12 protein-coding genes are annotated in these 14,399 nt (G+C 60.3%); 3 read left to right on the plus strand and 9 right to left on the minus strand.

Annotated elements, in window-relative coordinates; translation table 11 throughout:
- Nucleotides 1-83 precede the first annotated feature (83 nt).
- The 4 genes from pstA to F8N21_RS03515 form a co-directional block, all read right to left on the minus strand.
- Nucleotides 84-1,754: a phosphate ABC transporter permease PstA gene (pstA, locus tag F8N21_RS03500; RefSeq protein ID WP_150640790.1), complete on the minus strand. Its 1,671-nt coding sequence runs from the start codon at nucleotides 1,752-1,754 to the stop codon at nucleotides 84-86.
- 15 nt (nucleotides 1,755-1,769) lie between these two features.
- Nucleotides 1,770-3,803 carry an ABC transporter permease subunit gene (locus F8N21_RS03505; protein WP_191624179.1) on the minus strand — a complete coding sequence of 678 codons (2,034 nt, stop codon included), beginning with the start codon at nucleotides 3,801-3,803 and terminating at the stop codon, nucleotides 1,770-1,772.
- A gap of 485 nt (nucleotides 3,804-4,288) precedes the next feature.
- Nucleotides 4,289-5,287 carry a phosphate ABC transporter substrate-binding protein PstS gene (locus tag F8N21_RS03510; RefSeq protein WP_150640792.1) on the minus strand — a complete coding sequence of 333 codons (999 nt, stop codon included), beginning with the start codon at nucleotides 5,285-5,287 and terminating at the stop codon, nucleotides 4,289-4,291.
- A 326-nt stretch (nucleotides 5,288-5,613) separates the two neighbouring features.
- Entirely contained in the window at nucleotides 5,614-6,912 is a 1,299-nt protein-coding gene (locus F8N21_RS03515; RefSeq protein ID WP_150640793.1) for an MFS transporter, read from the minus strand.
- 365 nt (nucleotides 6,913-7,277) lie between these two features.
- Here F8N21_RS03515 and F8N21_RS03520 point away from each other — a divergent pair, with 365 nt between their 5' ends.
- Together F8N21_RS03520 and F8N21_RS03525 are read left to right on the plus strand one after the other, a co-directional pair.
- Nucleotides 7,278-7,679 (plus strand): acyl-CoA thioesterase, encoded by a 402-nt coding sequence (locus F8N21_RS03520; RefSeq protein WP_150640794.1) that lies wholly within the window; start codon nucleotides 7,278-7,280, stop codon nucleotides 7,677-7,679.
- Between the two features lie 56 nt (nucleotides 7,680-7,735).
- Nucleotides 7,736-8,635 carry a D-hexose-6-phosphate mutarotase gene (locus F8N21_RS03525; protein WP_150640795.1) on the plus strand — a complete coding sequence of 300 codons (900 nt, stop codon included), beginning with the start codon at nucleotides 7,736-7,738 and terminating at the stop codon, nucleotides 8,633-8,635.
- Nucleotides 8,636-8,797: 162 nt separating this feature from the next.
- Here the strand turns inward: F8N21_RS03525 and F8N21_RS03530 are convergent, their stop codons facing one another.
- The 5 genes from F8N21_RS03530 to F8N21_RS03550 all read right to left on the minus strand — a co-directional run bounded on the left by F8N21_RS03530 (nucleotide 8,798) and on the right by F8N21_RS03550 (nucleotide 12,652).
- Nucleotides 8,798-9,334, minus strand: coding sequence for a DUF3299 domain-containing protein (locus tag F8N21_RS03530; RefSeq protein WP_150640796.1), 537 nt, complete (start codon nucleotides 9,332-9,334; stop codon nucleotides 8,798-8,800).
- Between the two features lie 131 nt (nucleotides 9,335-9,465).
- On the minus strand, nucleotides 9,466-9,711 hold the full coding sequence (locus F8N21_RS03535; RefSeq protein ID WP_150640797.1) for a GlsB/YeaQ/YmgE family stress response membrane protein: 246 nt from the start codon (nucleotides 9,709-9,711) through the stop codon (nucleotides 9,466-9,468).
- Between the two features lie 106 nt (nucleotides 9,712-9,817).
- Nucleotides 9,818-10,900 carry a 5-(carboxyamino)imidazole ribonucleotide synthase gene (locus tag F8N21_RS03540; RefSeq protein WP_150640798.1) on the minus strand — a complete coding sequence of 361 codons (1,083 nt, stop codon included), beginning with the start codon at nucleotides 10,898-10,900 and terminating at the stop codon, nucleotides 9,818-9,820.
- A gap of 11 nt (nucleotides 10,901-10,911) precedes the next feature.
- On the minus strand, nucleotides 10,912-11,403 hold the full coding sequence (purE, locus tag F8N21_RS03545; RefSeq protein ID WP_150640799.1) for a 5-(carboxyamino)imidazole ribonucleotide mutase: 492 nt from the start codon (nucleotides 11,401-11,403) through the stop codon (nucleotides 10,912-10,914).
- 340 nt (nucleotides 11,404-11,743) lie between these two features.
- The gene (locus F8N21_RS03550; protein ID WP_150640800.1) at nucleotides 11,744-12,652 is read right to left on the minus strand and encodes a LysR substrate-binding domain-containing protein; all 909 of its coding nucleotides are present in this window, start codon (nucleotides 12,650-12,652) and stop codon (nucleotides 11,744-11,746) included.
- Nucleotides 12,653-12,832: 180 nt separating this feature from the next.
- On the opposite strand from F8N21_RS03550, the gene aspA reads away from it, so the two are divergent.
- Nucleotides 12,833-14,257 (plus strand): aspartate ammonia-lyase, encoded by a 1,425-nt coding sequence (gene aspA, locus F8N21_RS03555; RefSeq protein ID WP_150640801.1) that lies wholly within the window; start codon nucleotides 12,833-12,835, stop codon nucleotides 14,255-14,257.
- The last annotated feature ends 142 nt before the right edge of the window (nucleotides 14,258-14,399 follow it).

A 14,399-nucleotide genomic window follows, 5' to 3' on the forward strand; every position in this document is an offset into this window, starting at 1 on the left:
GACGCTAACGATGACGCGGTGCAACTGATACCCCGCCGCTGCGCGGCTATCGCGAGCAAGCTCGCTCCTACAGGGGGCGGCGATTAACTATCCAAAGCTTTGTACTTCTCGCGCAGGTGGTTACGAATCCACACTGCCGACAGGTTGAGCGTGGCGATCACCATGACCAGCAGCAGTGCCGTGGCGTATACCAGCGGCCGCGCGGCTTCGACGTTCGGGCTCTGGAAGCCGACGTCGTAGATATGGAACCCCAGGTGCATGATTTTCTGGTCCAGGTGCAGGTACGGGTAGTTGCCATCCACCGGCAGCGACGGCGCCAGTTTCACCACACCCACCAGCATCAACGGCGCCACTTCACCGGCGGCGCGAGCCACGGCGAGGATCATGCCGGTCATCATCGCCGGGCTGGCCATTGGCAGGACGATCTTCCACAGCGTTTCCGCCTTGGTCGCGCCAAGCGCCAACGAACCTTCACGCACGGTGCGAGGAATCCGCGCCAGGCCTTCTTCGGTGGCGACGATCACCACCGGCACCGCCAGCAATGCCAGGGTCAGCGACGCCCAGAGCAGGCCCGGGGTACCGAAGGTCGGCGCCGGCAGCGCTTCAGGGAAGAACAAGCGGTCCACCGAACCACCCAGCACATAGACGAAGAAACCCAGACCGAACACCCCGTAAACGATGGCCGGAACGCCCGCGAGGTTGTTCACGGCAATACGGATCAGCCGGGTCATCGGGCCTTGACGGGCATACTCACGCAAGTAGACCGCCGCCAGCACGCCGAACGGGGTGACGATCATCGCCATGATCAGGGTCATCATCACGGTGCCGAAAATCGCCGGGAAGATCCCGCCTTCAGTGTTGGCTTCACGTGGATCGTCGCTGAGGAATTCCCAGACCTTGCTGAAGTAGAAACTGATTTTGGTCAGCTGGCTCATAGCGTTCGGCTGGTAGGCGTGCACCACTTTGCCGATGCTGATTTCCACTTCTTTGCCGTTGGCATCGCGAGCCGTGAGGCTGTCGCGGTTGAACTGGGCGTGCAGGTCATCGAGTTTCGCTTCGATTGCCTTGTAACGACTGTTCAGTTCGGCGCGTTCGCCGTCCATATCCGCTTGAGCTGCGGCGTCGAGCTTGCCCGCCAGTTCCAGCTTCCGGGCTTGCAAACGCAGGCGTTCGAGGCCGGCGTTGATCGCGCCGATGTCGGATTTCTCGAGGGTTTTCAGCTGTGCGGCAAGCTGGTTGACGCGCTCGACCCGGGCTTGCAGCTCCGGCCAGGCCGCCTCGCCTTCAGCGATGACCTTGCCGTCCTGTTTGACGTTGACCAGGTAGCCGTAGAAGTTGCCCCACTCACGCCGTTCGATGGCCATCAGTTCCGGCGGCGTGGTCTGGTTGGTCAGCCACTCGCCGACGATCCAGGTGAAGTCAGTACCGTTCAGGTCACGGTTGCCGACCTTGATCAGCTCGCGGGTCATGAACTCCGGGCCTTGATCGGGTACTGGCAGGCCAGCACTTTTCAAACGCTCACGGGGTACTTGTTCTTTCTGCACCACTTCGCCGACGACCAGCTGATTGGCTTGGCCAGGAACGTTGTAATGGGCGTGCACCAGGTCCGCCGGCCAGAAGTGGCCCAAGCCGCGCACGGCAATCACGGCCAGCAGGCCGATGGTCATGATGACCGCGATGGACACCGCGCCACCGCTGATCCAGACGCCTGGGGCGCCGCTCTTGAACCATCCTTTCAGGGAGTTCTGTTTCACAGACTTCTACCTTTCTTAAAGCGACGAGTATTTCTTGCGCAGACGCTGACGGATCAGCTCGGCGAGGGTGTTCATGACGAAGGTGAACAACAGCAGCACCAGCGCCGAAAGGAAAAGCACGCGGTAGTGGCTGCCGCCGACTTCCGATTCGGGCATTTCCACCGCGACGTTGGCGGCCAGAGTGCGCAGGCCTTCGAACAGGTTCATTTCCATGACCGGGGTGTTACCGGTGGCCATCAGCACGATCATGGTTTCGCCCACCGCACGGCCCATGCCGATCATCAAGGCCGAGAAGATGCCCGGGCTGGCAGTGAGGATCACCACGCGGGTCATGGTCTGCCATGGTGTGGCGCCGAGCGCCAGGGAACCCAGGGTCAGGCCACGCGGCACGCTGAACACGGCGTCTTCGGCGATCGAGTAGATGTTCGGGATCACCGCAAACCCCATGGCCAGACCGACCACCAGGGCGTTGCGCTGGTCGTAGGTGATGCCCAGGTCGTGGGAAATCCACATGCGCATGTCGCCGCCGAAGAACCAGGTTTCCATGTACGGGCTCATGTACAGCGAGAGCCAGCCGACGAACAGGATCACCGGAATCAGGATCGCGCTTTCCCAGCCATCCGGTACCCGCAGGCGCAGCGACTCAGGCAGGCGACTGAAGGTGAAGCCGGCAACCAGGATGCCGATTGGCATCAACAGCAGCAGGCTGAAGATCCCTGGCAAATGCCCTTCCACGTACGGCGCCAGGAACAGACCGGCGAAGAAGCCGAGGATCACCGTCGGCATCGCTTCCATCAACTCGATCACCGGCTTGACCTTGCGGCGCATGCCCGGGGCCATGAAGTAAGCGGTGTAGATCGCGGCGGCAACGGCCAGCGGGGCGGCCAGCAGCATGGCGTAGAACGCGGCTTTCAGCGTACCGAACGTCAGCGGCGAAAGGCTCAGCTTGGGTTCGAAGTCGGTATTGGCGGCGGTCGATTGCCAGACGTATTTAGGCTCGTCGTAGTTCTCGTACCAGACCTTGCTCCACAACGCGCTCCAGGAAACTTCCGGGTGCGGGTTTTCCAACAGCAGCGGTTGCAGCTTGCCGCCCTCTTCGACGATCACCCGGTTGGCCCGTGGCGACAGACCGAAGATCCCGGTGCCCTCGACCACTTGATCGACCAGCAAGGTGCGGTGTGCGGTGCTATGGAACACGCCGAGCTTGCCCGAGGCGTCCAGGGCGATGAAGCCTTTGCGACGTTCTTCAGCAGTGATTTCGACGATCGGCGTGGTGCCCATCTGGAAGGTCCGGATCTGTTTCAGGCGCTGTTCGCCATCCGGGTCGCGGGCCATGAACCATTGGGCCAGGCCACCCTTGGAGTCACCGATGATCAGCGAGATACCGCCCACCAGCTGGGTACTGGCGGTCACTTCGGCTTCGCCGTTGTCGAGCAGCTTGTAGCGACCGTTGAGGCTCTTGTCGCGCAGGCTGAACACGTCGGCCTGAGCACGCCCATTGAGCACGTACAGCCATTGCTGACGCGGGTCGACGAAGATGGCTTTGACCGGCTCGGTCATTTGCGGCAAATCGATGCGCACCTGATCACTGGTGACTTCACCGGTCATCATGTTTTCTTCTTTAGTCAGCGACAGCACGTGCAGTTGCGAACCGGTAGACCCGGCAACCACCAGGGCCGAATCGGTGGCATTGAGGCTGACGTGTTCCAGAGGACGGCTTTGTTCATCGAGCGCGATCGGCGTTTCACCGTATGGGTATTCGATGGCCGGTGAGATGGTCTTCTTGCTGTCCGGGTAGGTCACCTTATACGTGTGACGGAACACCAGAGCCTGGCCGTTGGACAGGCCGACGATCACTAGCGGGCTGCCCGGCTGATCTTCACCGATGGAGGAAACGCTGACACCCGCCGGGATCGGCAGATCGACGCGGCGCAGCTCGGCGCCACTGTCGATATCGAAGAACAACGCCTGGCCCTTGTCGGAAACCCGCATGGCGACCTGGTTCTGTTCTTCAAGGGATATCATCAGCGGCTTGCCGGCATCCTGCATCCAGGCCGGAGTGATGGCGTCTTTCGCGGTCAGGTCGGCACCCTGGAACAGCGGCATCACCACGTAACCGAGGAAGAAGAAAATCAGGGTGATTGCGCCGAGGACGGCGAGACCACCGATCAGCACGTACCAGCGGGTCAGGCGATCTTTAAGCGCGCGCATGCGGCGCTTGCGTTGCAGCTCAGGCGTATTGAAGTCAATTCGCTTGGGGGGATTTGTAGTCATGGTGGAATTGGCCAGATCATTCATTCGCACACCCTAGCGATCCTTTATGACAAAAACATGACAGTGCAGTGACGCGACAAATCCGCCGCCCGTGAGAACTGGCAGCGGAGCGAAAATTAGAGAGGCCGGCTTGCCGGCGATGCTGTCACCGCGGCAAACCTTAGCCTTGTAGGAGTGAGGCTTGCCCGCGATAGGAGCGACCCGATTTCAAGTTGAAAAACGCGGCGACCCCATCGCGAGCAAGCTCGGCTCCTACGGTGTTACTTTTTTACGACTGCAGCGCCTTCCTGCAGACCGAGGTCAGCCAGTGCTTTGGCAGCAACCTTGGCTGGCAGCGGGATGTAGCCGTCTTTCACCACCACTTCCTGACCCTGTTTGGACAGAATCAGTTTCACGAACTCGGCTTCCAGCGGGGCCAGAGGCTTGTTCGGGGCTTTGTTGACGTAGACGTAGAGGAAACGCGACAGCGGGTATTTGCCGTTGAGGGCGTTTTCTTCGGTGTCTTCAACGAACTCAGTGCTGCCTTTCTTGGCCAGGGCCACAGTTTTCACACTGGCGGTCTTGTAGCCGATGCCCGAGTAGCCGACGCCGTTCAGCGAGCTGCTGATCGATTGCACAACCGACGCCGAACCTGGTTGTTCGTTGACGTTTGGCTTGTAGTCGCCTTTGCACAGGGCTTCTTCTTTGAAGTAGCCGTAGGTGCCGGATACCGAGTTACGACCGAACAGTTGCACTGGCTTGTTGGCCAGGTCGCCGGTCACGCCCAGGTCACCCCAGGTTTTCACGTCGGCTTTGGCGCCGCACAGACGAGTCGAGGAGAAGATCGCGTCGACTTGTTCCATGGTCAGGTGCTTGATCGGGTTGTCCTTGTGCACAAACACGGCGAGGGCATCCACAGCGACCGGGATAGCGGTCGGCTTGTAACCGTATTTGGTTTCGAAGGCTTGCAGCTCGTTGTCCTTCATCTTACGGCTCATCGGGCCCAGGTTAGCGGTGCCTTCAGTCAGCGCGGGTGGCGCTGTGGAGGAGCCGGCAGCCTGAATCTGGATGTTGACGTTCGGGTATTCTTTTTTGTAGTTCTCGGCCCACAGGGTCATCAGGTTCGCCAGGGTATCGGAACCGACGCTGGACAAGTTGCCCGACACACCGGTGGTCTTGGTGTAGCTCGGGATAGCAGGGTCAACAGCGGCAACCGCATTGGCAGTCGCAACGCCAGCAGCGACAAACGTCATTGCCGCCATCAAACGCTTCAGTTTCATGCCTTACTCCTAGCAGATAGGTGTGTTAAGTCGGGCCAAGTATCTTTGGGCCGTGTGAACACTCTATGACTGTAATATGACAATTAGATGAAAGGCCAGCATTCGATTAGAAGGCTGGCCTTTGAGGGAGGGCACAACGTAGGGGCGGGCCGCCCAGAACCTGTGGCGAGGGGGCTTGCCCCCGCTCGGCTGAGGAAGCAGTCGTAATTCAGCCGATGAGTTCTGCCTGATAAAACGCATGTACCGCTATTTGAGACCGCTTCGCGCTCCAGCGGGGGCAAGCCCCCTCGCCACATGTGTTCGCTTCAGGCCTCGCCACTCTCATATCAACGCCCCTTCTTCCACAAATACAGCCCCACCAACAACCCCATGCTGCAAATAATCGCCACATAGTAAGCCGGGCCCAACGGGCTTTCCTTGAGCATCCAGGTGACGACCATCGGAGTCAGTCCGCCGAAGATTGCGTAGGCCAGGTTGTAGGAAAACGACAAGCCGCTGAAACGCACGACGGCCGGGAAGGCCTTGACCATCACGTACGGCACCGCGCCGATGGTGCCGACGAACAGGCCGGTCAGCGCATACAGCGGGAACAACCAGTCAGGGTGGTTGAACAGGCTGTGGTAGAAGGTCCAGGAGGTCAGCAACAGCGCCCCACTGCCAAACACGAACACCCGGCCGGCACCAAAACGGTCAGCCAGTGCGCCGGCAGCCACGCAGCCCAGGCTCAGGAAGACGATCGCCAGACTGTTGGCCTGCAACGCAGTGGTCGGCGAGAAATGGTAGATGGTCTGCAGCACCGTCGGGGTCATCAGAATGACCACAATGACGCCTGCGGAGAGCAACCAGGTCAGCAGCATCGAGATCGCGATCGCCCCACGATGGTCGCGCAGCACCGCGCGCAATGGCACTTCTTCGGCCAGGGCTTTGCGCAGTTGCAGTTCGGCGAACACCGGAGTTTCGTGCAGCCAGCGACGCAGGTACACCGAGAACAGGCCGAATACCCCACCCAGCAGGAACGGGATTCGCCAGGCGTAATCGGCGACCTGCTCGGGGGTGTAAATGCCGTTGATCGCGGTGGCGACCAGCGAGCCGAGCAGGATTCCGGCGGTCAGGCCGCAGGTCAGCGTGCCGCAGGCGTAGCCGATGTGACGTTGCGGCACATGCTCGGATACAAATACCCAGGCGCCAGGCACTTCGCCGCCAATGGCCGCGCCCTGGATCACCCGCATCAGCAGCAAGAGGATGGGCGCCCACATGCCGATCTGCGCGTAGGTCGGCAGCAACCCCATGATCAACGTGGGCACGGCCATCATGAAGATGCTCAGGGTGAACATCTTCTTGCGCCCCAGCAGGTCGCCAAAATGCGCCATGACGATGCCGCCCAGTGGCCGGGCCAGATACCCGGCCGCGAAAATCCCGAAGGTCTGCATCAGGCGCAGCCATTCCGGCATGTCCGCCGGAAAGAACAACTTGCCGACCACCGTGGCGAAGAACACGAAAATGATGAAGTCGTAAAACTCCAGCGCCCCACCCAAGGCAGACAGCGACAAAGTCTTGTAGTCGTTACGGGTCAACGGACGTGCGGGTTGCGCTGGCTGCGCAATGCTCGAGGGCACACTGGTCATGGCAAGGGCTTCTCTTATTAGTCGGATCTGAAAGCCGCAACAGCGCTGATTGAGGCCTTACAGGTTCGGCACGATAGCAAATTGTTCGAAAAAGCACATAGATGTGCGTAATTGGCGGTCAAAATGAGAACCGGACGGTCGTCGCGGGGTCTACCGACCGATATACTCGCAATCTGTAACGACTTGAAAGGGTTGCTGTGCGAAAACGCAGTTGGAAGAGCATTCAGCCGGTTTCGCAGAGTTTCCCTTTAGTACGCCTTACGAAAAACGCGACGAACGTAGTATGTTCGGGCTGAATCGTTTTTCCCAAGACGGCTATTCACCTGAAGTACCAGAGAGAGTCACGGGTCAGAGGCACCCCCGGCATGATAGAGCTCGAACAAGAAGATCCAATTCCGCAAGGCGATCTGGCCCTGCAAATTACCGCGCTTCCTCGCGAAACCAACGGCTTTGGCGATATTTTCGGTGGCTGGCTGGTGGCGCAGATGGACCTCGCTGGCACGGCAATGGCCAGCAAAGTGGCGGGTGGGCGCGTAGCCACCGTTGCTATCGACCGTATGGCCTTTCTGGTGCCGGTCGCGGTCGGCGCGCAACTGTCGTTTTACACCCAGGCCCTGGAAATCGGCCGCAGCTCGATTCAAATGATGGTCGAGGTCTGGAGCGACGATCCGCTATCCAGCGAATGGCGTAAAGTGACTGAAGCCGTATTTGTCTTCGTCGCCATCGATGGCAGCGGACGCACCCGTTCAGTGCCGCCACGGCGTTAAACTCCTGGGCCCTTTGCGGGTCCATTGCAGTGAATGTTCCCGAGTGAGATTGCAGCATGCCTATGCCCAACGTTGAAGCCGTGAAACTGGATGAGCTGAACTGCTGGCGCATCCGTCACGGTCAGGCCGAATTGCTGGTGGCCCAGCAAGGCGCGCACATCCTCAGTTATCAGCTGGCTGGGCAACCGCCGCTGATCTGGCTCAACGATGAGGCCGTGTTCAAAACCGGCAAAAGCATTCGTGCCGGGGTTCCGGTGTGCTGGCCGTGGTTCGGCAATCTGGCGCGCAATCCGCAAAGCGTTCAGGACATGCGCCAGAGCACTGAACCCGCCACCGCCCACGGCTTGGTACGGGCGATAGACTGGGAGCTGGCCGGAATCGAAGCCGAGGGTGAAAACCTGAATGTCGAATTCGTCCTGCCACAGCCTGAAGACGGTTTGCCGGGCTGGCCCCATACAGTCGAGTTGAAGTTGAACATTCGTCTGGATGAGCAACTGCACATCAGCCTCACCAGCCACAATCCGGGCACTGAAAGCGTGAGCATCAGCCAGGCGCTGCACAGCTATTTCGCCGTCAGCGATGTGCGCAACGTGCACGTCGAAGGGTTGGACGGGTTGAACTATATCGAGACCCTGGACGACTGGAAAACCTGCACTCAGGCCGGTGATCTGCGCTTTACCGGAGAAACCGACCGCATCTATCTGGATACGCCCGAACAACTGAGCATTGTCGACCCGGCCTGGGAGCGGCGTATTCAGCTGACCAGCCGTGGTTCACGCTCGGCGGTGATCTGGAACCCCTGGATCGAGCGCGCCGCCCGCTTCGGCGACATGGCCGACGACGGCTGGCAGCGCATGCTGTGCATCGAGACAGCGAATGTGATGGATGACGTGGTGACGCTGGCGCCAGGGGCGAGTCATACCCTGGGTGTGAGTGTTGCCAGCAAGGCATTGTAGAACTGTGGCGAGGGGGCTTGTCCCCGCTCGGCCGCGAAGCGGTCGTAAAACCAGCCAATAGGTTCCTGCTGACAGAACTCGATTGCAGGTTTTGGGACTGCTGCGCAGTCCAGCGGGGGCAAGCCCCCTCGCCACAGGTTCTGCGCCAGGCGAACTCAGGCGTTACAAATCCGCCTCTTGCACCACCCTCACCTTCACCGCATCCAGCGCATACGCCGCATCAGCCAGGTCGTTGGTGACCGTCTCCACCTTCAGGATGCCGGTCACCCACAGCGGCGTGTAGATATCATCCAGCTTCAACCCCTGCGGATAACGCACCAGCACCAGTTGATTGGGCGGTGGCGGCGGTACGTGGATGCAGGCGCCCGGATAAGGCACCAGGAAGAACAGGGTGCTGCGGCCTTTGGCATCGGTCTCCAGCGGCACCGGGTAGCCACCAATACGGATGTGCTTGTCGTTCATCGCCGGCACGGTTTTGCTCGAATACATCACCGCGGGCAGGCCTTTGCTCTGCTTCAGGCCACCGTTTTCGGTAAATGTCCCGTTGGCCTCAGGCGAGTCATGGTCGATTTCCGGCATTTGCTCGAGGGCTTTCTGGTCCGACTTGGGCATCAATTCGAGCCAGTCGGTTTCCGGCAGTTCAGCGGCATGGGCCAGGCCACTGCCCAGCAAGAGGAGAGTCAACAGAAGACGGCGCATGAGGTACTCGGCAAGGAGGGGACGGTGGAACGCCGAGCATTCTAGTGCCCTGTCTCGGAAATGCGGAACACCATTTTCGAGACAGGCCCACCCTTCTCCACGTGCGGGGCAGAGAGGGCCTTGTCGCTATATCAGTTCTTTCTGACCAGGCCGTAGACCACCAGCAACACCACGGCGCCTACCAATGCACCGATGAAGCCCGCGCCCTGGCCCGCCTGATAGATGCCCAATGCCTGGCCGCCATAGGTTGCTGCCAGTGAACCGCCGATACCGAGCAGAATGGTCATGATCCAACCCATGTTGTCATCGCCGGGTTTGAGGAAACGTGCCAGCAGACCAACGATCAAGCCGATAAAGATGGTTCCGATAATTCCCATGACATTTCCCTCTGTATGAATTGGCTATGCCAAAGCCTAGACAGACTTTGGCATCCTGCCATCAGAGAACGGTGAGGAACGAAGGTTCCCCCGGCCACGAGGATAGTTACTCGGCGATCAGCGCTTCGACCCTGAGAATCTGCTGCTCAAGGGTGGCCCTGTCGGCGCAGCGCAAGTTGGCGTGACCGACCTTGCGACCGATCTTGAACGCTTTGCCATAGTGGTGCAGATGGCAATCGGCGATGGCCAGGACCTTATCGGTCTCCGGCACCTTGCCGATGAAGTTGATCATCGCGCTTTCGCCGACCTTGGCGGTCGATCCCAGCGGCAGACCGGCAACCGCCCGCAAGTGGTTTTCGAACTGGCTGCATTCGGCGCCTTCGGTGGTCCAGTGACCGGAGTTGTGGACCCGCGGGGCGATTTCGTTGGCCTTGAGGCCACCGTCGACTTCGAAGAACTCGAATGCCATCACGCCGACGTATTCCAGCTGCTTGAGCACACGGCTGGAATAGTCTTGCGCCAAGGCTTGCAGCGGGTGGTCGGTACTGGCCACGGACAGCTTGAGGATCCCGCTGTCGTGGGTGTTATGAACCAGCGGATAGAACCTGGTTTCGCCATCGCGAGCACGTACGGCGATCAGCGAAACTTCGCCGGTGAACGGCACGAAGCCCTCCAGCAGACAGGCAACGCTGCCCAGTTCGGCGAAGGTACCCACCACGTCGGCCGGGGTGCGCAGGACTTTCTGGCCTTTGCCGTCGTAGCCCAGGGTGCGGGTTTTCAGCACGGCAGGCAGGCCGATGGAAGCAACGGCGGCGTCCAGATCGGCTTGCGATTGAATGTCGGCAAACGCGGGAGTAGGAATCCCCAGGTCCTTGAACATGCTTTTCTCGAACCAGCGATCGCGGGCAATGCGCAGGGCTTCGGCGCTCGGGTAAACCGGCACGAACTGCGACAGGAATGCCACGGTTTCAGCCGGGACGCTTTCGAATTCGAAGGTCACCAGATCGACTTCGTCGGCCAGTTGACGCAAGTGATCCTGATCGCCGTAATCGGCCCGCAGATGTTCGCCCAAGGCCGCTGCGCAAGCATCTGGCGCAGGGTCAAGGAAAGCGAAGTTCATCCCCAGCGGTGTACCCGCCAGAGCCAACATGCGACCCAACTGGCCGCCACCGATTACACCGATCTTCATCGTCAACAACCTCAGGCGATGCGTGGGTCTGGATTTTCCAGGACGCTGTCTGTCTGCTCAGCACGGAATTTTTTCAGCACCGTATGAAATTGCGGGTGCTTGGCGCCGAGGATGCTCGCGGACAACAACGCAGCATTGATTGCGCCGGCTTTGCCGATCGCCAGGGTCGCCACCGGAATGCCAGCGGGCATCTGCACGATGGACAGCAGCGAATCGACGCCCGAAAGCATTGACGACTGCACCGGCACGCCGAGTACCGGCAGGTGAGTCTTGGCCGCACACATGCCGGGCAAATGCGCCGCGCCGCCGGCGCCAGCGATGATCACCTCGATGCCGCGTTCCTCGGCCTCTTCGGCGTACTGGAACAGCAGGTCCGGGGTGCGGTGGGCGGAAACCACCTTCACCTCGTAAGGAATGCCGAGCTTTTCCAGCATATCGGCGGTGTGGCTAAGGGTGGACCAATCGGACTTGGAGCCCATGATCACGCCAACCAGTGCACTCATCGTCGTGCCTCTTCTCTCTGGGCGCCCGCAGGCGCGTCAAAAAACAACAAGCCACGCGGGAGAACCGGCGTGGCTTGTTGTACGAATTCAGGCCGGTCGAACCGGCCAAAGGCCGCGCAGTATACCGCAAAGAGGCAGATAAACAGCCCCTTCTACGACCATCTGTCATACGGGCCAAAGTCCCGGCTTTATTGACTTTCAGGTCAGCAGCCAGGATCAAAAGATCGCAGCCTGCGGCAGCTCCTACGGGATTTGCGTTCACATGCAATCGTGCGGCTACACTGGCTCGGCGTAGGAGCTGCCGCAGGCTGCGATCTTTTGATCTTGCCTGCACGGCAATTCACGTACCCTGCGCCGCCCCACCCTCCAGTTTGCGCCAGAGCAAGCGCACATTCGCCTTGCGCACCAGCGCACACCGGTACAGACGAATCTCCAGCGGCACATGCCATTGCGGGCCGCCGCAGACCACCAGCTCGCCACGAGCCAGTTCGGCGCGCACGCTCAGTTGCGGCACCCAGGCGATGCCCAACCCTTCGAGGGCCATGCTTTTCAGGCTGTCGGCCATGGCGGTTTCATAGACAGTGGTGAAACGCAGGGCGCGCTGACGCAGAAGCATATTGACCGAGCGCCCGAGAAAAGCACCGGCGCTGTAGGCCAATAACGGCACGCTGGCCTCGCCTTCCAGATCGAACAACGGTTTGCCGTCGGCGTCGGCGGCACAAACCGGGAGCATTTCGGTATGCCCAAGGTGCAGCGAAGGAAAGATTTCCGGGTCCATCTGCATCGCTGCGTCCGGGTCGTAAAAGGCCAGCATCAGATCGCAACCGCCTTCACGCAGCGCATGCACCGCATCACCGACGTTGGTCGCCACCAACCGCGTGGCGATGTTCAAACCTTCATTACGCAACTGCGCGATCCAGCGCGGGAAGAATCCCAGCGCCAGGGAGTGGGCGGCAGCGACCTGCATCACTTCGCCCTGCCCGCCTTCCAGATGATGCAAGTGCCGCAGCACTTCACCGAGCTGTTCGACCACAGTGCGCGCGGTGACCAGAAACAGCTGCCCCGCCGCCGTCAGCTCGATCGGTGTGCGCGAGCGGTTGACCAGAGTCAAGCCCAGTGCGGCCTCGAGGCTGCGGATCCGCCGACTGAACGCCGGCTGGGTGACGAAGCGCCGTTCGGCAGCCTGGGAGAAGCTGCGGGTGGCGGCCAAGGCACTGAAATCCTCGAGCCATTTACTTTCCAGATTCATCACGTCCTCCCGGACACGCACCAATTTAGGTCACACGCTCGCCGCATACGCGGCGTCACACGGACATTATGCCGAATGTGCATAGGCTAGTGTTTAACAGCATTGGCCCAAAATTCTTCACAAGCCTAGCATTTGCAGTGTTCCGGCACCGACCGGGTCCATATCGAGATGATTTCTATCATGTCCTCAGCTGCATCTTTCCGCACAGAAAAAGACCTGCTTGGCGTACTCGAAGTACCTGCTCAAGCGTATTACGGCATCCAGACCCTGCGAGCGGTGAACAACTTCCGTCTCTCCGGCGTTCCGATTTCGCATTACCCGAAGTTGGTTGTCGGCTTGGCAATGGTCAAACAGGCCGCCGCTGACGCCAACCGCGAACTGGGTCACCTGAGCGAAGCCAAGCACGCTGCCATCAGCGAAGCCTGTGCCCGTCTGATCCGCGGCGATTTCCACGAAGAGTTCGTGGTGGACATGATTCAGGGCGGCGCTGGCACTTCAACCAACATGAATGCCAACGAAGTCATCGCCAACATCGCGCTGGAGGCCATGGGCCACAGCAAGGGCGAGTACCAATACCTGCACCCGAACAACGACGTGAACATGGCGCAGTCGACCAACGACGCCTACCCGACGGCTATCCGCCTGGGCTTGCTGCTCGGTCACGACGCCCTGCTCGCCAGCCTCGACAGCCTGATCCAGGCGTTCGCTGACAAAGGTCAAGAGTTCAACCACGTCCTGAAGATGGGCCGTACCCAGCTGCAAGACGCCGTGCCGATGACCCTGGGCCAAGAGTTCCGCGCCTTCGCCACCACCTTGAGCGAAGATCTGGCGCGCCTGAAAACCCTCGCTCCCGAGTTGCTGACTGAAGTGAACCTGGGCGGCACCGCGATCGGTACCGGCATCAACGCCGACCCGCGCTACCAGCACCTGGCCGTATCGCGCCTGGCAATCATCAGCGGTCAACCGCTGGTACCGGCCGCCGATCTGATCGAAGCCACTTCCGACATGGGCGCGTTCGTGCTGTTCTCCGGCATGCTCAAGCGTACCGCGGTCAAGCTGTCGAAGATTTGCAACGACCTGCGCCTGCTGTCCAGCGGCCCACGCACCGGCATCAATGAAATCAACCTGCCAGCGCGTCAGCCGGGCAGCTCGATCATGCCTGGCAAGGTCAACCCGGTTATCCCGGAAGCCGTCAACCAAGTGGCATTCCAGATCATCGGCAACGACCTGGCGCTGACCATCGCGGCCGAAGGCGGCCAGCTGCAACTGAACGTGATGGAGCCTTTGATCGCCTTCAAGATCTTTGACTCGATCCGCCTGCTGCAACGCGCCATGGACATGCTGCGCGAGCACTGCATCGTCGGCATCACCGCCAACGAAGAACGCTGCCGCGAACTGGTCGAGCATTCGATCGGCCTGGTCACTGCGCTGAACCCGTACATCGGCTATGAAAACGCCACCCGCATCGCCCGCATCGCCCTTGAAAGCGGCCGCGGCGTGCTGGAGCTGGTACGCGAAGAAGGCTTGCTCGACGACGCCATGCTCGCCGACATCCTGCGCCCGGAAAACATGATTGCTCCGCGTCTGGTGCCTCTGAAGGCTTGACCGAACACCGGCTCTTTCTCTTTTAACGAAGAGCACGAAGAGCCACGCTCACCAGGTCGAGGGACTAGACACCTCTCACCTTTTGAGGGCTTGGAGATCATTCTCCAGGCCCTTTTTTTTAGATTTTTCGGATTCCACCGAA

Source organism: Pseudomonas fluorescens (assembly GCF_902497895.1).
Classification (GTDB): Bacteria; Pseudomonadota; Gammaproteobacteria; order Pseudomonadales; family Pseudomonadaceae; genus Aquipseudomonas; species Aquipseudomonas fluorescens_BP.

Excerpts from the sequence above, each read along its gene's own strand:
- F8N21_RS03505 (WP_191624179.1), bottom strand. The coding sequence starts at position 3,803 with ATGCAGGATGCCGGCAAGCCGCTGATGATATCCCTTGAAGAACAGAAC.
- F8N21_RS03510 (WP_150640792.1), bottom strand. The coding sequence starts at position 5,287 with ATGAAACTGAAGCGTTTGATGGCGGCAATGACGTTTGTCGCTGCTGGC.
- F8N21_RS03515 (WP_150640793.1), bottom strand. The coding sequence starts at position 6,912 with ATGACCAGTGTGCCCTCGAGCATTGCGCAGCCAGCGCAACCCGCACGT.
- F8N21_RS03520 (WP_150640794.1), top strand. The coding sequence starts at position 7,278 with ATGATAGAGCTCGAACAAGAAGATCCAATTCCGCAAGGCGATCTGGCC.
- F8N21_RS03525 (WP_150640795.1), top strand. The coding sequence starts at position 7,736 with ATGCCTATGCCCAACGTTGAAGCCGTGAAACTGGATGAGCTGAACTGC.
- F8N21_RS03530 (WP_150640796.1), bottom strand. The coding sequence starts at position 9,334 with ATGCGCCGTCTTCTGTTGACTCTCCTCTTGCTGGGCAGTGGCCTGGCC.
- F8N21_RS03535 (WP_150640797.1), bottom strand. The coding sequence starts at position 9,711 with ATGGGAATTATCGGAACCATCTTTATCGGCTTGATCGTTGGTCTGCTG.
- F8N21_RS03540 (WP_150640798.1), bottom strand. The coding sequence starts at position 10,900 with ATGAAGATCGGTGTAATCGGTGGCGGCCAGTTGGGTCGCATGTTGGCT.
- purE (WP_150640799.1), bottom strand. The coding sequence starts at position 11,403 with ATGAGTGCACTGGTTGGCGTGATCATGGGCTCCAAGTCCGATTGGTCC.
- F8N21_RS03550 (WP_150640800.1), bottom strand. The coding sequence starts at position 12,652 with ATGAATCTGGAAAGTAAATGGCTCGAGGATTTCAGTGCCTTGGCCGCC.
- aspA (WP_150640801.1), top strand. The coding sequence starts at position 12,833 with ATGTCCTCAGCTGCATCTTTCCGCACAGAAAAAGACCTGCTTGGCGTA.